At 69.4% G+C, this 18,953-nt stretch carries 18 protein-coding genes; 13 read left to right on the forward strand and 5 right to left on the reverse strand.

Translation table 11 applies throughout. From position 1 onward, the window contains the following. Positions 1-3 precede the first annotated feature (3 nt). The 3 genes from AC067Z_RS16120 to AC067Z_RS16130 form a co-directional block, all read right to left on the reverse strand. Positions 4-2,448 (reverse strand): GcvT family protein, encoded by a 2,445-nt coding sequence (locus tag AC067Z_RS16120; protein WP_478790128.1) that lies wholly within the window; start codon positions 2,446-2,448, stop codon positions 4-6. Between the two features lie 40 nt (positions 2,449-2,488). After that, a complete protein-coding gene (locus AC067Z_RS16125; protein ID WP_478790129.1) occupies positions 2,489-3,574 on the reverse strand; it encodes an S-(hydroxymethyl)mycothiol dehydrogenase in 1,086 nt (361 codons plus the stop codon). A gap of 230 nt (positions 3,575-3,804) precedes the next feature. Beyond that, on the reverse strand, positions 3,805-4,623 hold the full coding sequence (locus tag AC067Z_RS16130; protein ID WP_478790130.1) for an IclR family transcriptional regulator: 819 nt from the start codon (positions 4,621-4,623) through the stop codon (positions 3,805-3,807). A gap of 156 nt (positions 4,624-4,779) precedes the next feature. Here AC067Z_RS16130 and AC067Z_RS16135 point away from each other — a divergent pair, with 156 nt between their 5' ends. From AC067Z_RS16135 to AC067Z_RS16160, 6 genes are all read left to right on the forward strand, one after another. Continuing rightward, positions 4,780-5,100: a bifunctional 3-phenylpropionate/cinnamic acid dioxygenase ferredoxin subunit gene (locus AC067Z_RS16135; protein WP_478790131.1), complete on the forward strand. Its 321-nt coding sequence runs from the start codon at positions 4,780-4,782 to the stop codon at positions 5,098-5,100. Further along, entirely contained in the window at positions 5,097-6,323 is a 1,227-nt protein-coding gene (locus AC067Z_RS16140; RefSeq protein ID WP_478790132.1) for an NAD(P)/FAD-dependent oxidoreductase, read from the forward strand. The genes AC067Z_RS16135 and AC067Z_RS16140 overlap by 4 nt, the downstream gene beginning before the upstream one ends. A gap of 128 nt (positions 6,324-6,451) precedes the next feature. Then, entirely contained in the window at positions 6,452-6,748 is a 297-nt protein-coding gene (locus tag AC067Z_RS16145; RefSeq protein ID WP_478790133.1) for a DUF3303 family protein, read from the forward strand. A gap of 369 nt (positions 6,749-7,117) precedes the next feature. Continuing rightward, positions 7,118-8,194 carry a FecCD family ABC transporter permease gene (locus AC067Z_RS16150; protein WP_478790193.1) on the forward strand — a complete coding sequence of 359 codons (1,077 nt, stop codon included), beginning with the start codon at positions 7,118-7,120 and terminating at the stop codon, positions 8,192-8,194. Then, positions 8,194-8,976 carry an ABC transporter ATP-binding protein gene (locus AC067Z_RS16155; protein ID WP_478790134.1) on the forward strand — a complete coding sequence of 261 codons (783 nt, stop codon included), beginning with the start codon at positions 8,194-8,196 and terminating at the stop codon, positions 8,974-8,976. Before AC067Z_RS16150 ends, AC067Z_RS16155 begins: the two co-directional genes overlap by 1 nt. 17 nt (positions 8,977-8,993) lie before the next feature. After that, positions 8,994-10,025, forward strand: coding sequence for an ABC transporter substrate-binding protein (locus tag AC067Z_RS16160; protein WP_478790135.1), 1,032 nt, complete (start codon positions 8,994-8,996; stop codon positions 10,023-10,025). A gap of 78 nt (positions 10,026-10,103) precedes the next feature. Here the strand turns inward: AC067Z_RS16160 and AC067Z_RS16165 are convergent, their stop codons facing one another. Then, positions 10,104-10,823, reverse strand: a complete 720-nt coding sequence (locus tag AC067Z_RS16165) for a FadR/GntR family transcriptional regulator (RefSeq protein ID WP_478790136.1) — start codon at positions 10,821-10,823, stop codon at positions 10,104-10,106. Positions 10,824-11,027: 204 nt separating this feature from the next. Here AC067Z_RS16165 and AC067Z_RS16170 point away from each other — a divergent pair, with 204 nt between their 5' ends. From AC067Z_RS16170 to AC067Z_RS16185, 4 genes are read left to right on the forward strand one after another with little or no spacing between them, the layout of a single operon-like run. Then, positions 11,028-12,266, forward strand: coding sequence for an aminotransferase class V-fold PLP-dependent enzyme (locus tag AC067Z_RS16170; RefSeq protein ID WP_478790137.1), 1,239 nt, complete (start codon positions 11,028-11,030; stop codon positions 12,264-12,266). Beyond that, complete coding sequence (locus tag AC067Z_RS16175) at positions 12,263-13,567, forward strand: ABC transporter substrate-binding protein (protein WP_478790138.1); 1,305 nt, start codon at positions 12,263-12,265, stop codon at positions 13,565-13,567. The genes AC067Z_RS16170 and AC067Z_RS16175 overlap by 4 nt, the downstream gene beginning before the upstream one ends. Before the next feature lies 1 nt (position 13,568). Then, the gene (locus tag AC067Z_RS16180; RefSeq protein WP_478790139.1) at positions 13,569-14,555 is read left to right on the forward strand and encodes a carbohydrate ABC transporter permease; all 987 of its coding nucleotides are present in this window, start codon (positions 13,569-13,571) and stop codon (positions 14,553-14,555) included. Then, on the forward strand, positions 14,552-15,388 hold the full coding sequence (locus AC067Z_RS16185) for a carbohydrate ABC transporter permease (protein WP_478790140.1): 837 nt from the start codon (positions 14,552-14,554) through the stop codon (positions 15,386-15,388). Before AC067Z_RS16180 ends, AC067Z_RS16185 begins: the two co-directional genes overlap by 4 nt. Positions 15,389-15,457: 69 nt before the next feature. Here AC067Z_RS16185 and AC067Z_RS16190 read toward each other — a convergent pair whose 3' ends face one another. Beyond that, a complete protein-coding gene (locus tag AC067Z_RS16190; RefSeq protein ID WP_478790141.1) occupies positions 15,458-16,624 on the reverse strand; it encodes a hypothetical protein in 1,167 nt (388 codons plus the stop codon). 240 nt (positions 16,625-16,864) lie between these two features. Between AC067Z_RS16190 and AC067Z_RS16195 the strand changes: the two genes are divergently transcribed. The 3 genes from AC067Z_RS16195 (at position 16,865) to AC067Z_RS16205 (ending at position 18,918) form a co-directional block, all read left to right on the forward strand. Continuing rightward, positions 16,865-17,443, forward strand: a complete 579-nt coding sequence (locus tag AC067Z_RS16195; protein WP_478790142.1) for a Type-2Aa cytolytic delta-endotoxin — start codon at positions 16,865-16,867, stop codon at positions 17,441-17,443. A 130-nt stretch (positions 17,444-17,573) separates the two neighbouring features. After that, positions 17,574-18,248, forward strand: coding sequence for a formylglycine-generating enzyme family protein (locus tag AC067Z_RS16200; protein ID WP_478790143.1), 675 nt, complete (start codon positions 17,574-17,576; stop codon positions 18,246-18,248). Positions 18,249-18,363: 115 nt separating this feature from the next. Next, positions 18,364-18,918: a GNAT family N-acetyltransferase gene (locus AC067Z_RS16205; RefSeq protein WP_478790144.1), complete on the forward strand. Its 555-nt coding sequence runs from the start codon at positions 18,364-18,366 to the stop codon at positions 18,916-18,918. The last annotated feature ends 35 nt before the right edge of the window (positions 18,919-18,953 follow it).

Here is an 18,953-nt window from a genome sequence, read left to right on the forward strand (position 1 = left end):
TTCCTAGCGGCGGATACGGCTCATGTCCGGGTCGAACAGTGGCTCGTCGGCCACGGTCGCCGGGACCTTCTCGCCGAAGTACTCGACATGCACGGCCGTGCCTGTCGACAGTGGAGGCAGCCACGCGTACGCAATGCACCGGCCCAGCGTGTAGCCGTACGACGCGCTGGTCACGTAACCCGACGGTGCCCCGTCGACGTACACCGGCTCCTTGCCGAGGACGACGGCCGCCGGGTCGTCGAGCAGCAGCGCTGTCAGCCGGCGCCGCGGCTCACCCTCCTTTTCCAGGGCCTCGCGGCCCACGAAGTCGCCCTTGTCCCTGCGGACGGCGAAGCCGACGCCCGCCTCGTAGGGTGTGTGCTCGTCGGTCATGTCGTGGCCCCAGGAGCGGTAGCCCTTCTCCAGCCGCAGGCTGTTGAAGGCCGAGCGTCCGGCAGCGATCACCCCGTGCTGCCGGCCGGCCTCCCAGAGGGTGTCCCACAGACGCAGACCCATGTCGGCGCTGGTGTACAGCTCCCAGCCGAGCTCGCCGACGTAACTCAGCCGCATCGCCGTCACCGGTACGAGGCCGACATGCGTCTGCTTCGCCCGGAAGTAGCCGAAGCCCTGGTGGGAGAAGTCGTCCCGGGCGAGCGGCTGCACCAGCTCGCGGGCAAGGGGTCCCCACACGCCCACGCAGCAGGTGCCGGAGGTGATGTCGCGGATCTGCACGTCGTCCGGTGCGTGCCGCAGCAGCCAGTCCTCGTCCGCACGGGAGTTGGCGCCGATCTGGAACCGGTCGGCCGCGAGCCGGGCCACGGTGAGATCGGAGCGGATGCCGCCGCTGTCGTCGAGGAGGAGGGTGTAGGTCACCGCGCCGGGCTTCTTGGCGAGGTTGTTGGTGGTCATGCGCTGCAGGAAGGCGAGCGCGCCGGGCCCGGTGACCTCCAGCCTGCGCAGCGGGGTCATGTCGTACAGGGCGACCTTCTCGCGGGTCGCCTTCGCCTCGGCGGCGGCGATGGGTGACCAGTAGCGGGCCGACCAGGCGTCCCGCTGCGGCAGTTCGATTCCCTCGGCGAGCGGGGCGTTCGCCTCGTACCAGTGCGGACGTTCCCAGCCGCCACCCTCCAGGAAGTACGCCCCGAGCTCCTGCTGGCGGGCGTGGAAGGGGCTGACCCGCAGGGGTCGGGGCCGTTCCATGGGCTGCAGCGGGTGCAGGATGTCGTACACCTCGACGAACTGCTGCGAAGCACGTTCCGCGACGTACGCGGGGGAGCGCTGCGCGTCCTCGAAGCGCGTCAGGTCGCACTCGTGGACGTCCGTCTGCGGCCGCCCGTCGACCATCCACTCGGCGACGGCCTTCGCCACACCGGCCGAGTGCGTGACCCAGACCGCCTCGGCGAGCCAGAAGCCGCGCAGCACACGGGATTCGCCGAGTACCGGCATGCCGTCGGGGGTGAAGGAGAAGACGCCGTTGAACCCCTCGCCCACCTCGGTGTCCGCGAGCGCCGGCATGAGCCAGGCGCAGTCCTCCCAGCTCGGGGCGAAGTCCTCCTGCGTGAAGGGGAACGAGGACGGCATCACAGGTGCGTCGTCGTACGAGGGGACCACGAAGGGGTCGACGGGCAGCGGCCGGTGGGCGTAGCTGCCGATGCCGATCCGGTCGGTGTGCTCGCGGAAGTACAGGTCCCGGTCCTGGAATCGCAGGATGGGCCGGGAAGCCTCCGTGCGGGGGTCGTTCAGCCCCGCCAGTTCCGGCAGCGGCCGGGTCTTCGCGTACTGGTGCGCGAGGGGGAGCAGTGGGACGTCGACACCGGCCATGCGGCCGATGACAGGGCCCCAGAAGCCGGCGGCCGAGACGACATGGTCGGCGGGGAAGGTGCCGCGGTCGGTGACGACGGCGGTGACGCGGCCGTTCTCCGTCTCGATGCCCGTGACGGTGTGCCGTCCCAGGAAGCGGGCGCCGCCCCGCTCCGCACGTTCCCTCTGGGCACGGCAGGCGAGGACGGCGCGGGCCAGACCGTCGTCGGGGGTGAGGAATCCGCCGAGGACCTTGCTCTCGTCGAGCAGCGGCCACAGCTCCTTGCAGCGCGCAGGGGAGATCACTTCGCCGCGGATGCCCCAGGAGGCGGCGTACCCGGCCCTGCGGTGCAGGTCGGCCAGCCGCTCCTCGGTGGTGGCGAGCTCCAGCCCGCCCACGGGGTTGAAGCAGGGCAGCCCGTCGACTTCGAGGGCGCCGAACTTCTCGACGGTGTAGGAGGCGAAATCGCTGAGCGTCTTGGACGGGCTGGTCCGGAAGACGAGCCCCGGGGCGTGGGACGTGGAACCGCCGGGCGCGGGCAGCGGCCCCTGGTCGAGGACCGTGACGTCGGTCCAGCCCCGTGCGGTCAGCTCGTCGGCGAGTGAGCAACCGACGATGCCGGCGCCGATGACCACGACACGGGGACCGGGTGCGGGTGCGTGGGACATGCCCCTCCTTGAGACGGGTGGGGACGACAGGGAGTGTCGGTCACAGGACCACGACCGAGCGCAGGACCTCTCCGCGGTGCATCGCGGCGAACGCGTTCTCGACCTGTTCCAGGGAGATCGTCTCGGTGACGAAGGAATTGAGGTCGAGGAGGCCGTAGAGGTACTGGTCGATGAGGATCGGGAAGTCTCGGCTCGGCAGGCAGTCGCCGTACCAGGAGGACTTCAGGGCGCCACCACGCGAGAACAGGTCGATCAGCGGGAGCGCGATCCTCATCCCGGGATCGGGGACACCCACCTGGACGAGTACGCCCGCGTGGTCGCGCATGTAGAAGGCCTGCTCGAACGTCTCCGGGCGGCCGACCGCGTCGATGGCGATGTCCACGCCGAAGCCGTCGGTCAGCGCGCGTACGGCCTCGACGGGGTCCGTGCCGCGGGAGTTGACCGTGTGCGTGGCACCGAACTTCTCGGCGTGGTTCAGCTTCTGGTCGTCGATGTCGACGGCGATGACCTTGCGGGCCCCGTTCAGGCAGGCCCCCGCGATGGCCGCGTTGCCGACGCCGCCGCAGCCGATCACGGCAACCGTGTCCCCGTTGCCGACCTTGCCGGTGTTCACCGCGGCGCCGTAGCCGGCCATCACGCCGCAGCCGATGAGCCCTGCGGCCTCCGGCCGGGCGGCGGGATCGACCTTCACCGCCTGGCCGGCGGCAACCAGCGTCTTCTCGGCGAAGGCGCCGATGCCGAGCGCGGGCGACAGCGGCGTGCCGTCCTGCAGGGTCATCGGCCGGCTCGCGTTGCGCGAGTCGAAGCAGTACCAGGGGCGGCCGCGGCGACAGGAGCGGCAGGCGCCGCAGGGGGCGCGCCAGGCGAGGACCACGTAGTCGCCCGGCGCCAGGTCGTCGACGCCGGCACCGACGGACTCGACTGTGCCGGCCGCTTCATGGCCGAGCAGGAACGGGAAGTCGTCGTTGACGGCTCCCTCGCGGTAGTGCAGGTCCGTGTGGCACACCCCGCACGCCTGCACGGAGACAAGCACCTCACCAGGGCCGGGATCGGGCACGAGGATTGTGTGGACCTCGACGGGTGCGCCCTTTTTGACGGCGACGACGGCACGGACCTCATGTGGCACGACGAGACTCCTCTCCTGTTGCGCAGGGCACGACAGGTTGCGCTATAAGAAACATCGTGAGGAGTCGCCGCGATGGCGTCAAGGAGTCGTGGGTCAACGACGGGAAAATCCGGAAGCCGGCACGGAAACACCCCCGACACACGACGACGCGGGGCCGGGTTTCCCCGTGCCCCGCGTCGTTCGCGAGCGCTGTTCGGCCCATGTCCTGATCCGCCGGACACGGCCGTGTGTCACAAGCCGTACCCCATGCGCCGGGACAGCTCGTTCGCCGCCACGACCGTACGCGCCGCGAGCTCGGGCAGCCGGTCCCGTTCCAGCCGGTAGGCGGGCCCCGACACGCTGAGCGCGCCGATCACCTTGCCGTCGTGCGCGCGTACGGGCGCCGCCGCGGCGTGCAGGCCGAGCTCCAGCTCCTCGGTGGCCAGGGCGTATCCCTGCCCTTCGACCGCCTCCAGATCGCTGCGCAGCATTCCGGCACTTGTCACCGTGTGCTCGGTGAACCGCGGCAGCGTCCGCGCCAGCAGCCCCTCGCGCAGCGTCAGGGGCAGGTACGCCAGGAGCACCTTCCCGCTGGATGTGGCGTGCAGCGGAGTGCGCCTGCCCAGCCAGTTCTGCGCGGTGACGGAGGACGGGCCGCGGGCCTGCATGATGTTGACCGCGGCGTCGTCGTCCAGCACGGCGATGTTCACGGTCTCGCCGAGCTCGTCGGCGAGTTCCCGGCAGACCGGCGCACCCTCCTGGGAGATGTCCAGACGCATCGCCGCCGCCCCCGCGAGGCGCAGCATGCCGGCTCCCAGCTGGTACTTGCCGCGGCCCTCGGCCTGCGAGACGAGGCCGCGGTTCTCCAGCACGCCGAGCAGGCGGAACGCCGTCGACTTGTGCACGTCCAGCTCGTCGGCGATGTCGGTGACGCCGGCCTCGCCGTGCCGCGCAAGGATCTCCAGCACGCTCACGGCGCGGTCCACCGACTGGATGGCTCCGGCCCCGCCCTTGGGTGTGCGCTCCTGCGAGTCCTCGGTGTGGTCAGGCACTGTCCGGTTGCGGCTCATAGCTCAACTCTCGCCATCTTGCGGTCCGTGGGGGGCGCATCTTCGGGAAGCCCTTGACGCGGCGGGCCACCGGCGCGGATTCTGTTGCGTATAGCGCTCCCTCATGCGCCATGCGAAATCTCATGTTACCGAAGAGTCCTGGACCGAGGGGGGCCCATGATTCCCGTTTGCCGCCTAGAAGACCTCCCTGCGGGCGAATCCGTCCGTGTCGGCACCACACCGCCCATCGCCGTGTTCAACGCCGACGGTGAGCTGTATGCCATCGACGACACCTGCAGCCATCAGGACGCGTCCCTCTCCGAGGGATGGCTCGAAGGCTGTCTGGTCGAATGCCCGCTCCACGCCGCCTCATTCGATCTCCGTACCGGGCAGGCGACCTGTCTGCCCGCCCGCCGCCCCGTCCGCACCCACCAGGTGTTCGTCGTCGACGGCTTCGTCCACGTCAGCCCGGCGGCAGAGGAGGGCACCGCCGCATGAGAACCGTCACCGTCGTCGGTGCCTCGCTCGCCGGGCTCTACGCCGCCAGAGAGCTGCGCGCCCAGGGGTTCGACGGGCGTCTGGTGATCGTGGGCGAGGAACGCCACCGCCCGTACGACCGCCCGCCCCTGTCGAAGGACTTCCTCACCGGGAAGGCGGACGAGACGCACCTCGCTCTCATCGATGCCGAGGAGGAGACGGAACTCGATGCGCAGTGGCTGCTCGCCACACGCGCCGCTGGACTCGACGCGCGTGGCCGCACCCTCCTGCTGGAGGACGGGCGCACCGTCGCCACCGACGGTGTCGTGATCGCCACGGGTGCCTCCGCCAGACCGCTGCCCGGCGCCGAGGGGCTCGGCGGCGTCCACACCCTGCGCACCCTCGACGACGCGCACGCCCTGCGCGACGGACTGAGCGGTGGGGCACGGCGCGTCGTCGTGATCGGCGGCGGGTTCATCGGCGCCGAGACCGCCTCCTCCTGCGCGTCGCTCGGACACGAGGTCACCGTGGTGGAAGCCGCTCCGCTTCCCCTCGTGCCGCAGCTCGGCCCCGACATGGCCGCCCACTGCGCGGCCCTGCACGTGCGCGGCGGCACGGAGTTGATCACCGGGGCGGGGGTTGCCCGTCTGCACGGCGGGGCCACCGTCACCGCGGTCGAACTGACCGACGGCCGCGTCCTCCCCGCCGACGTGGTCCTCGTCGGCATCGGAGCCGTACCCAACACGCACTGGCTGGCGGACTCCGCCTTGCTCGTGAACAACGGCGTGGTCTGCGACGACGGCTGTGCCACCGCCCTCCCACAGGTCGTGGCCGTGGGGGACGTCGCCCGGGTGGGTGCGGTGCGCGCCGAACACTGGACCAGCGCCACCGAGCAGCCCGCTGTCGCCGTTCGCAACCTCCTGGCGGGCCGCACCGTGGGCCACATGCGCGCCGTGCCCTACTTCTGGTCGGACCAGTACGGGGCACGCATCCAGTTCGCGGGAAGGCGGCAGGACCAAGACACCGTCGGCCTGGCCGAGGGCTCCCCGGAAGAGGGCAGCTTCCTCTGCCTGTACCGGCGTGACGGCCGTACGACAGCGGTTCTCGCCGTGAACCGGCCCCGGCCGTTCATGCGCGCCCGCAGGGAGCTCGCCCGCGCCGGATCGGCGGACCGCCCCGACGCACCCGCCCCCGGCGTGCGTCCCACCGGGGCCCCCTCCATGGCCGGCGACGTCATGCCCTGAGGCGGCACGGATGGCCGCCGAGATGTTGCCGCCCCGAGGGCCCGCGGTGAGGCTGAGCGCGACGTCACCGGGTCCCAGCGAGCGCGGGCGGACCGCGCCGGTCGCGGTGGCCGGAAGGAGCGAGTGCCATGCGGGTCATGCTGAGAGCACATCTGGACACTCAGGCCTCGAACAAGGCCATCAAGAACGGCTCACTGCCCAAGCTCATGCAGGCGATGATCGAACGACTCAAGCCCGAGGCGGCCTACTTCGGCCCCAGCGAAGGGGGACGGTCCTGCACCTTCGTCTTCGACATGCAGGACAGCTCCACCATGCCGAGCATCGCGGAGCCGCTCTTCGAGGATCTCGGCGCGAGGATCGAGATCCAGCCGGTGATGAACGCGGACGACCTGAAGAAGGGCCTCGCCGCGCTGCAGCAGAGCTGACCTCGGACGGGCCGTCCGGCTCGGCCGGTCGGTGACCACGCACCCGAGCAGGGACCACGGCAGTCGACGCACACAGTCCTCCCGCGGCGTACCGCCGGGAACGCGCTAAGCTGCGGGGGCCCCGCGGGGGAAGTCCGGTCGAAGTCCGGCGCTGACCCGCAACGGTAGGCGGAGTGACGAACCTGTTCGCAGGTCTGGCACCCCGTGAGCCCGATCACCTGCGGCGGTGAATGCTCCTGTCAACTCGCCGTGGACTGCGAGAGGTGCTGCGCCCGCGGCCGCGTCGCAGGCCGCTCCTCGGTGTGTGCACGGCCCCGAGGCGAAGGCGAACCGCCCGTGGCCACACCGGTCGTCCGCAGCACCCCCGCCGTGCCGCACACCGCGCGAAGGGGCGCCGGGCCCGCCCCGCCGCGGCGCGTTCCGCTGCTGCCGCTGCTCACCGCTCTGTGCGCCGCGTTGGTGCTCTCCGTCGTCTGCGGGGCAGGGATGGGGGCTTCGGGACTCGGCTGGGAGCAGGTGCTTCGTTATCTGTGGGCGGGGCTCACAGGTGGCGCGATAGCCCCCGACGAGGTCCCGGCGTACACCATCGTCTGGGAACTGCGCTTCCCCCGTGCCGTGTTGGCCGCGGTGGTCGGGGCCGGGCTCTCCGCGATCGGTGTCGCCGTGCAGGCCATGGTCCGCAACGCGCTCGCCGACCCCTTCGTCCTCGGCATCTCCTCGGGCGCTGCCGTCGGAGCCAACGCCGTACTCCTGTTCGGGGCGCTGGGTGCGCTCGGCATCTGGGCGCTCTCCACCGCGGCGTTCCTCTCGGCCCTCCTCGCCATGCTGCTGGTGTACGCCATCGCCCGCACCGCCCGCGGGCTGACCCCCATGCGGCTCGTCCTCACGGGCAGTGCGATGTCCTACGGCTTTTCGGCCGTCACCACGTTCATGGTGTTCGCCGCCGAGCGCGGTGAGGCGGCGCGCTCGGCGATGATGTGGCTGCTCGGCAGCCTCGGCGGCGCCAACTGGGCCTCCCTGCCCATCGCCGCGGGGGCCGTGCTCGTCGGCCTCGTCCATCTCGGGCTGTCGGCGCGCCGGCTGAACGCGCTCGCCATGGGGGACGAGACGGCAATCGCGCTGGGCGTGGACGCGGGGCGGCTGCGCACGGAGCTGTTCCTGGTGTCCGCGGCCGTCACGGGGGCTCTGGTCGCCGTCAGCGGTGCGATCGGATTCGTCGGACTGATGGTTCCGCACGCCGTACGCATGATGGTCGGCGCCGACCATCGCCGAGTGCTCGCCGTCGCACCACTCGTCGGCGCCGTCCTGCTGATCTGGGTGGACATCCTGTCCCGCGTCGTACTGGCGCCGACGGAACTGCCCGTCGGTGTGCTGACCGCCGTCATCGGCGTGCCGTGCTTCGTCCTGCTGATGCGCGGCCGCGGCCATGCTCTCGGAGGCGCGTGATGCGGATCGACATCGATGACGTGACGGTCGAGGCGTCAGGTGCCCGGCTGGTGGAGGACGTCACTCTGCGGGTCGGTTCCGGACAGGTCGTCGGCCTCGTCGGGCCCAACGGCAGCGGGAAGTCCAGCCTGTTGCGCTGCGTCTACCGGGCACTTCGGCCCTCGGCCGGAACAGTCCGGCTCGGCGGCGAGGACCTGCACGCGATGAGCGCGCGCGAAGGCGCCCGGCTCCTGGCAGCGCTTCCGCAGGAATCGGTCGCCGAGTTCGACTTCACGGTCGCCGAGGTGGTGGAGATGGGGCGGCTGCCGCACCAGCGAGCCGTGGCCCGGACCACCGTCGACGACCGGGGGGCGTGCGAGACGGCCCTCGCACAGGTCGGTGCGGACCATCTCTTCGACCGGGGCTTCCTCAGCCTCTCCGGCGGGGAGAAACAGCGGGTCCTGATCGCCCGCGCGCTCGCCCAGCAACCGCAGGTGCTCGTTCTCGACGAGCCCACCAACCACCTGGACATCGCCCAGCAGTTGGAGGTGCTGTCGCTGGTGCGGGGCAGCCGGCTCACCGTGCTCACCGCGCTGCACGACCTCAACCTCGCCGCTGTCCACTGCGACGTGCTCCACGTCGTCCAGCACGGCCGCATCGTGGCCTCGGGACCTCCGCACGACGTGCTCACGCCCGAACTGCTTGCCGAGGTGTTCGGGGTACGGGCGCACCGTGTGCCGCACCCCGACACAGGTGCCCTGCACTTCCTCTTCGACCGTCTGCCGTCCACTCCGCCCGCCTGACACCCCACGGAGCCACCATGCCCGCATTCGTACGTCCCGCTGTTCTCGCGCTCGCTGCGGCCCTGACACTGACCGGCTGCGGTGCCGAGGTCACGGCCCGCGGCGAAGACGACGGCCGCGCCGGGGCCACCGGGCACTATCCGGTGACCATCGAGAACTGCGGCGGTAAGAAGACCTACGCCGCGGCCCCGGAGCGCGTCGTCACCAATGACGTCGGAATCACCGAGATCATGTTCGCGCTCGGCCTCGAGGACCGTATGGCGGGCTATGTGATGCCCGACGACAAGGGCGATCTCGACGCGGTTCCCTGGAAGGACGCCTATGACCGGACGACGTGGCTGTCGAAGAAGACCATCAGCAAGGAGCTGGTCCTCGACGCCCGGGCGGACCTGGTGTTCGCAGGCTGGAACTACGGCTTCAACGAGGGGGAGGGCTTCACACCGGCCTGGCTGGACAAGGCCGGCATCGGTTCGTACGTGCTGACCGAGTCCTGCCGCAACGGGCGCGGCACGGCGCGCGGCGTGGTGCCGCCACTCGAAGCGCTCTACACCGATCTGCGCAACCTCGGGAAGCTCTTCGACGTCGAGGACCGCGCCGAAGACCTCGTCACGAAGTTCGAGAAGCAGGTGTCCGAAGCACAGGCGAAGGCCCCCAAGGGCGCGGACAGGCCCCGCGTCTTCCTGTACGACGACGGCCGCGACAAGCCGCTCACCTCGGGCGCGTATGCCGGACCGCACGACATCATCACCAAAGCGGGTGGTGACCATGTGATGAAGGACCTCAAGGACAGCTGGACGACGGTCGGTTGGGAGACCGTTGTCGAGCGCGACCCCGAAGTCATCGTGATCAACAACTACGGGGACACCACTGCCGAGGAGAAGGAGAAGTTCCTGAAGTCCTATCCGCCGCTGGCCAACGTCTCGGCGGTCAAGCACGACCGGATCATCATCCTCGACTACGTGGAACTGGTGGAGAGCCCGCGCAATCCCGCGGCCGTCGCCCTGCTCGCGGAGGAACTGCGGAAGCCGGGCGCGACGGTCAGGAACTGAATTCCGCAGGCGGCGCCGCAACAGCAGGAGGTCATTTCGCGGGCGGCGCCGCAACAGCGCGAGGTCGGTGGGCCGCCGTCAACCCGTGGGCTTCGGCTCGTCGGGCAGGACCTCCTCGGTCACTGGTGGGCGGCGGGCGTCGAGCCAGCGTTCGCTGCGGGCGATGTGCGCGGCTGCCGCGCTCGCGGCCGCGGCCGGGTCACGGTTGGCCAGTGCGGTGACGATCGCCCGGTGGTCCTCGTCGCCCGCGCGCTTGAACTCCGGACCCCCCTGCAGCGCGAACATCGGGTAGTAGCGCGAGCGGGCACGGAAGACGGCGAGGAGGGCCTGCATCGACGGGCTTCCCCCGATCCGTGCGATCTCGGCGTGGAACCGGTGGTCGAACTCGGTGAATTCGACGGGGTCGTCGCTGGCCTCGATCGTCTCGATGTAGCTGTAGAGGGTCTTCAGCGACTCGGGCGTGATACGGGCGGCTGCCTGTGCCATCACGTGCGATTCCAGGACGCGCCGGATCTCGTAGAGCTCCAGCAGACCGTCGAGCGGCAGTAGCTCGACCGTCAGGGACAGCCTGCCGAGAAGATCCTCCGGCCGCAGCTGCGAGACGAACGTGCCCGAGCCGTGCCGCGCCTCGACGGCGCCCAGAGCAGCGAGCATGCGCACCGCCTCGCGCAGGGAGCCCCGCGAGACCCCGAGCTCCTCGCACAGCTCGCCCTCGGGCGGAAACCGCTGGCCGACGCCGAGGCGGCCACTGGAGATCATGCGGCGCAAGCCGTGGAACGCCTTGTCGACTGCGGACATCTCTTCCTCCCGTACCGGCCCGTGCGGCGGCGCCGAGCACTCGGTCAGTCTAGGCCGGTCGTCATACGTTACTTGGTTGGAATCCGAAGTCATCAGATAACTATGGCTGAACTCTTGCTACACGACCCCTCTCATGGGCAGTATTTCGCCCAGTCATCACACCTCTTCTGGTCAGTGTCCGATGACCAGCCTGCTGGGAGTCCCGTGAGCACGACAGATCTCACCACCGCACCGCGTCCGCTGGCGCTGGCCGACGGACGTCCCGCCGCCGCTGCCTGGTCGCTCGACCCCGCGGTGAAACACCTGAACCACGGATCGTTCGGGGCGGTCCCGCTCGTGGCACAGGACGAGCAGAACCGGCTGCGCCGGGAGATGGAGGCCTCGCCCGTCGAGTGGTTCCCCGCGTTGCCGCGGAGGGTCGCGGAGGCACGCGGGGCGATCGCCCGCTTCCTGCGGGCGGGCACCGACGAACTCGCCCTCGTACCGAACGCCAGCGGCGGCGCGAGCGTGGCCTACGCCAACGTGCCCGCACGACCCGGCGGCGAGGTTCTCGTCACCGATCACGGCTACGGCGCGGTGACCATGGGCGCCGAACGTCTCGCCCGCCGCTGGGGCGGCACCGTCCGCACCGCTCACGTGCCGCTCGCCGCCGATGCCGACAGCGCATTCGAGGCCGTGGTGGCGGAAATCGGCGAGGCGACCGGCCTCATCGTCCTCGACCACATCACCTCGGCCACCGCACGATGGATGCCGGTCGCGAGGATCGCCGCCGAGGCCCGCAGACGCGGCATCCCCATCCTCGTCGACGGGGCGCACGTGCCCGGACTCGCCGACGACCCCCTCGCCGGTCTCGACTGCGACTTCTGGGTCGGCAATCTGCACAAGTTCGGCTGCGCCCCGCGCGGCACCGCGGCGCTCGTGGCGCGCACCGGCCTGCGCGAGGGCCTCTTCCCCCTGATCGACTCCTGGGGCGCCCCCGACCCGTTCCCCGAACGGTTCGACACCCAGGGCACCGTCGACGCCACGAACTATCTCGCCACGCCCACCGCCCTCGGCTTCATCCAGGACACCTGGGGGTGGGACACGGCCCGCACCTATATGCGCGAGCTGGCCGACTACGCGGAACGGATCGTCGGCACGGCGTTGTCCGAACTGACCGGTGAGGACTGCCGCGTCGATGTGGGCATGCCGGTCAACGCCCTGCGGCTGGTACGCGTCCCCGCCCCGCTGGCCGCCACCCACGCCGAGGCCGACGCCCTGCGCGACCGTGCGGCGCGAGAGCTGGGCATCGCGACCGCGTTCACCAGCTTCGGCGGCGTGGGCTATCTGCGGCTGTCGACGCACGTGTACAACACGGCAGCCGAATTCGAGTACTTCGCCGAGCGCTGTGTCCCCGTGCTCGGCGCTTGGTCCCGCAACCAGTCCCACGGAGGACAGCGATGAAACGCAGGAACGCAGTCGCCGCTCTCGGCCTCGCCCTCACCATGACCGCGACCGGTTGCTCCGCCATGGGCGGTTCCAGTGACGGGACCGTCACTCTGCAGATGGTCGAGAGCCTGACCAACCCCGCCCGCACCGAGGTGCTGAAGCAGCTCATCGCGGACTTCGAGAAGCAGAACCCGAAGATCAAGGTCAACCTGGTGTCGCCGCCGACCGGCCAGGCGGACCAGAAGATCCAGCAGATGCTGCAGTCCGGCAGCGGCGTCGACACGCTCGAGGTCCGGGACATCACCGTCGGTCCGTGGTCGAACAACGGCTGGCTCCACGACATGAGCAAGGACCTGAAGGGCTGGTCCGGCTGGCAGGGCCTCACCGACAACGCTGCCAAGGCCGCCAAGGACGCCGAGGGCAGGACGTACTTCGTGCCCTACGGCTTCTACGGGCTGAGTCTCTTCTACCGCACGGACCTCGTCTCGGAGGCGGGCTACGACAAGCCGCCGGGTACCTGGGAGGAGCTGCTCGAGCAGGCGGGCGCGATCCAGGACAAGAGCAAGCGCCGCTACGGTTACGCGTTCCGCGGCGGCCCCAACGCCAACAGCAACGTCACGGCGGTGATCGAGGCGTACGTCGCCGACAGGATCGACCCGGCCAACGGCTACAAACTCACCGACGGCAGCACGATCTTCTCCGCGCCGGAGGCCGCTCAGGCACTGAAGACGTACATCGAAATCTTCAAGAAGGGCTCCCCGCCGTCCTCCATAGCCTGGGGCTACCCGGAGATGGTGGAGGGCTTCTCCAACGGGTCCACCGCGTTCCTGCTCCAGGACCCCGAAGTGATCGCCACCCTGCGGGAGTCCAAGGCGGTCAAGGAGAACCAGTGGACCACCGCCCCGCTGCTCGCCGGCCCCGGCGGGAAGGCCGTCCAGCCGCTGGCAACCGCGGGCTGGGGCGTGGCCAAGGGGAGCAAGTACAAGCCGCAGGCCGTGAAGCTGGTCGAATTCCTCTCCGAGGGAGAGGCGTCGGCCACGTTCGCGAAGAAGAACAGCCTCATCCCGATCCTGAAGCAGGCGAGCGAGGACTCGTTCTACAAGACCGGGCCGTGGGCCAGCTACGTGACGATGAACAAGAACCCCGACACGTATGTCACCGTCACCCAGCCCCGCGACGTGCCCTGGTTCACCGAGTGGTCGCAGAAGGCCGACGCGGACGTCCAGAAGGTGCTCCTCGGCAAGATGACGCAGCGGCAGCTGCTCGCTGACTGGGACGCGTACTGGACCGCCAAGTGGAAGAACGAGAAGAACTGACATGCAGGCGGGCACGGCTACTTCGGCACACGAACAGACGCGGCGCCCCTCCCGCAAGGAGGGCGCCCGTCCCGCCAAGGTGACAGGCGGGGGACGGCGCAAGCGTGAGTTCACCACCCGCAGAGGTCTGACGATCGCCGCGTTCCTGGCACCGGCCGTGATCTTCGTGGCGGTGTTCACGTACTACCCCATGGTGGCCGGCAGCCAGATGGCCTTCCGCCACTGGAACCTGACCGACCTCACGGACAAGTCCTTCGTGGGACTGGGGAACTTCGAGGCGATCTTCGGTGACCCGCTGTGGGGCACGGTGCTGAGCAACACCGCCCTGTGGGTGGTCGCCTCGATCGTGCCCCAGCTCGTGATCGGCTTCGCGCTGGCCCTGTGGCTGCGACGCCGCTTCCGCTTCCGTGGCCTCTACCAGGCACTGATCTTCTTTCCCTGGGCCATCTCGGGCTTCCTGATCGGCATCCTGTTCCGCTGGATGTTCAACAGCGAGTTCGGAGTCGTCAACGACCTGCTGATGAAGGCGCATCTGATCGACGAGCCGGTGGCGTGGCTGGCCGATCCGCAGACGGCCATGGTGGCGATCATCGTCGCGAACATCTGGTACGGCGTGACCTTCTTCGCCATCATGATCCTCGCCGCGCTGCAGTCCATCCCGGACGAGATCTACGAAGCCGCCGCGCTGGACGGCGCCGGCAAGGTCCGCACGCTGTTCCGGATCACGATCCCGTACATCCGGGCCACGCTGGCCCTGACCGTCCTGCTGCGCGTCATCTGGATCTTCAACTTCCCGGACATCATCTTCGGGACGACGGGCGGCGGGCCGAACAACGAGACGCACATCGTGACCACGTGGATGATCAACATCACCCAGCAGGGCGACTACGGCAAGGCGTCCGCCCTCGGCCTCATGGTGGTCGCGGGGCTCCTGCTCTTCTCGGTCTTCTACCTCACGGCCACCCGCGAGAAGGGAGCGAAGTCGTGAACACCCGCGAATCCTCGGCCGGAAAGACCGTCAGGATCGGCTTCCTGACGCTGTGGCTGATCTTCACCGTCTTCCCGCTGTACTGGATCACCATCACCTCCCTCAAGCCCCCCGGCGCCATCTTCGCCTTCCCCCTCGAGTACTGGCCCGAGGAGTTCTCGCTCGAGAACTACGCAGGGCTGTTCGACAAGGCGCAGTTCGGCGTCTACCTCACCAACAGCCTCATCGTCGCCACGGTCGCCGGCACGGTGGCCACCGTCATCTCGATGCTGTCGGCCTATGTACTGGCCCGGTTCGCATTCCGCAGCAGGACCGCTCTGCTCATGGCCGCCCTGGTCACCCAGATGATTCCCGCCTTCATCGCGTTGGGGCCGCTGTACCTGCTGATGACCGATCTGCAGCTCGTCGACAACCGCTTCGGCCTCGTCCTCGTCTACATCGCGGTGTGCATCCCGTTCTGCACAGTCATGCTGCGCGGCTTCTTCGAGAACATCCCGGACAGCCTGGAAGAAGCCGCAATGATCGACGGGTGCTCCCGGTTCGGAGCCCTGTTCCGGGTGCTGCTGCCGGTGATGAAGCCGGGCATCATCGCCGCCTTCATCTTCAACTTCGTCAACTGCTGGAACGAACTCTTCCTCTCCGTCACGCTGATGAACAGCGACGGCAACAAAACCGTCCCCACCGCTCTGAACGGCTTCATCAGCAGCTTCAACATCGACTGGGGATCCATGTCCGCGGCGGCAGTCCTCACGATCCTGCCCACCATGGTGCTCTTCGCCTTCGCCAGCCGGCACATCGTCCAGGGGCTCACGGCAGGTGCCGTCAAGGGCTAGTGCCCTCCCGGCACCAGACCTGAGTCGGAGATTCGCCGGCAGTAGGCGGCGCATCTCCGACTCAGACCACTAGCCACATTCCGGTACGCTGCCGGCGCAGTGCCCGGGAACGTTCATGGTGATGCCGCTGTCCTTGAGTTTCACGACCGCGCCGGACCAGTTGTTGATGCCGCCGCCTTTGAGTACGGCACGGTTGTTCGAGACCGTCGTGTTGTCGAGCGTCAGCGAGGCGGCGTCCGTTCCCGCTTCCTGCTCGTTGTTGATGCCGCCGCCGTCACGGCCCGCCTGGTTCTTCAGAACCTTGCTGTTCTTCAGCGTCGCCGTGCCTTCGTTGTTGACGGCACCCGCGTCCCGCCCCGCCCTGTTCGAGGTGAACGAGGTGTCCTGGATGTCCAGCGTCCCGTTCTCGCCGTTGCTGAGGCCGCCGCCTTCGATACCCGCCCAGTTCTCGTCGACGGTGCTGTCCTTCATCGTGACGAACCCGCGGTTGTTGATGCCGCCTCCGTCGTCCTCACGGGCCTCGTTGTTCGTGATACGACTGCCCTCGAACGTCAGCCGGCCCTCGTTGAGGATCCCGCCGCCGTCCTCCGCGGCGGCGTTGCCGACGACGGTGGAATTCGTGACCGTCAGCCGGCCGGTCGCGGTGTTGTTGAGACCCCCGCCGTCCGAGGCGAGCCGGCCGGGCTCGTGGACCACGTTCGTCAGAACCCGGCTTGCGACGAGGGTGGCGTCGCCGCCCTCGTTGGAGATGCCACCGCCGTCCCCGGTTGCATGGTTGCCGGCGACCGTGCTGTTCTCCAGCCTCAAGGTGCCTGCGCTCCTGATCCCCCCGCCGTTCGCGTAGACGAGACCACCGACGACCGCGACCCCGTTCAGGGCGAGGCTTCCCCCCTTCTTGACGTCGAGGAGGCGGAACACCGACTTCGCGTGGTGCGAGGAGCGGATCAGGGTGGAGTCCCCACCCACGATGGTGACGTTCCCGGTGATGGCCGGCAGGGCGGTGGCCGAGTTGTTGAAGTCGTCGTCGAAGCGGTACGCACAACCCATGGCCAGCGTGATGGTTCCGCCGGCGGTATTGGCCCTACCGATGGCGGCGACGAGTCCGGCGACGTCGCCGCATCGGATGCTCTCGACCACCGGTGGTGCCGCCGGCTGTGCCACCACCTGAGCGGCCGCCGCACACAGGCCGAAGTTCGCCACCAGAGCGGATGCGGCGAGCACGAGACGCTTCTTCATGCGCTTCTTCCTCTCGGTTCGAGGCGGGCCCATCGCCCTGGACCCCGACAGGAGTAATTTCCTGGGTATCGGCACTGCATGGTCGCCCCGGGTCGGGTCGCCTGGCCGAACCTCCGTGCGAACTCGGCCGGTGCGTGAACCGCCGACCCCGGCTCCGTCCGTACCGCGGGACGCCGTCGCCCGGACCGAGGCGGTTCGCCATACTGACCTCTCTTGATCACAGCGACGCAAGGAGGAGCAATGGCAGCCGCCTTCAGAACCGTCATCCAGGTGGACCCGGACCATCTCGACCAGGCCAGGGCCGTCGACCGGTTGTTCCAGGAGGCGATCGCTCCGGCGACCGTCAACTTCGACTTCGCCCACATACGGGAGGCCGCCGCCGCCCTCCCCGACAGCACTGTCGTAAACATGGTCCGCGGCTGGGGTCTCCAGGAGACGGCACCCGTCATGGTCATGGTGCTCTCGCTGAAGGAGGCCGTGCGCCAGGCCCTGCCGGGCACGTGCGCAGCAGCCTCGTTCTGGGACACCGTCGAGCAGGAACTGGTGCACGCGTTCACCGGGTTGACAGCGCAGGAGGGTGAGCCCGGGCTCTCGTACTACGAGGAGAGCGCGGACCGCACCAGCTACTACAGGGACCTGTTCTTCGCCCTGCAGGACGAGGAGGACAGTGAGCACATGTACGCGATCGCCTTCTGCATCGACGTGAGCGTCGGACTGGACAAGGCGACGGCCGGCGCGCTGGACGTCTCCGACGTCGCCCCGTACGCGATCCGGCTCAACGCGATCGTGGTCCGTCAGGACCTGGGCCTCGCGGCCTGATGAACGTCCCGGCCCGCCGTCCCGGGCCGGCCTCTCGCCGTGGGCGCGGCGCACAGCGGATCCGTCCCCTGTCCGGATCGGTGACGAGGGGAACGGGATGTCGACGTACGGTCGGTAGAATCGCCTGCCCATGGATGTGAGCACAGCAGTCGAGATGATGTCCGTCCCGCCGGGACGCGTCACGCTGTCCGACAGGCGAACCCGGCGCAGCTGGGCAGTCGACCTGGCGGCCTACCGGCTCGCCGCGTTTCCGATCACCCAGGCGCGGTACGCCCAGGTCACCGGCCTTCGGCCGAGCACCGCGCAAGGCGACCGGCTGCCCGTCGAAGGCGTTTCGTGGTGGGACGCCGTCCGGTTCTGCAACGCCCTGTCCCAACAAGAGGGACTGACTCCCGCGTATCGCCTCCAGACCGCTGCCGAGGGCGCCGAGTGGAACGTCTCCGCCGACGGCTACCGGCTGCCGAGCGAGGCCGAGTGGGAGCACGCCTGCCGTGCCGGTACGGCAGGAGCGCGCTACGGGCGGCTCGACGAGATCGCCTGGCACCGCGGCAACTCGCAGGAGCGGATGCATGACGTGGGCGGCAGGCAGCCCAACGCATGGGGACTGCACGACATGTTGGGCAACGTGTGGGAGTGGTGCTGGGACATCTACGACGCCGAGGTCTACGGCACCTATCGGGTGCTGCGCGGCGGCGGGTGGTTCGACGAGCCCTGGAGCTGCCGGGCCTCGGTGCGGCGCCGCAGCCACCCGACGTTCCGGATCGACGACGTGGGCTTCCGCGTCGCACGCTCCCTCCCACAGTGAGGAGTGTTGTCCTGCCCGTCAGGCGGGGACGGCGGCATCCGGGGCCGATCATCGGAACGCGCTGGCGGCCGTGCGAAGATCCAGGAACCGCGCACGGTCACTGTGGAGGATGAGAATGTTCGCGATACCGCTGGGCGACGGAGCCGAGCTGCGCCCGCTGGAGCCCTGGCAGGCCGAGGAGTTCCTCGCTCACATGGACCGCGGTCGCGAACACATCGGTCAGCACGTCGGGCTGCCCGACATCACGGCCGACCTCGACTCCGCGCGGCGCTGGCTCCAGTCGTACGCCGACAAGACAGCCGCCGACACCGGCCGGCTCTACGGGATCTGGCTCGACGGACTCCTCGTCGGCGGCGTCCTGTTCCCCGTCTTCGACGCGGCCGTGGGCAACTGCGAGGCCGGCTGCTGGCTGGAATCGGCCGCCGCCGGACGCGGTCTGGCCACCCGCGCGGCCCGCGTCATCATCGACTGGGCGGTGAGAGAACGCGGAATGCACCGTGTGGAGTGGCTGGTGTCCTCCGCGAACACACCGAGTATCAACGTGGCCAAGCGGCTCGGTATGAGCTGCGACGGAGTCCGGCGCGAGGACTACCTGTACCGCGGCGTACTGCAGGACACCGAGATCTGGTCGGTACTCGCATCAGAGTGGCGTGCTGCGCACAGCGGATGAGACGCGCCTTCACGGCGGAATCGCGGCGCGCCCCG

This window comes from Streptomyces sp. NPDC043812 (assembly GCF_056436245.1).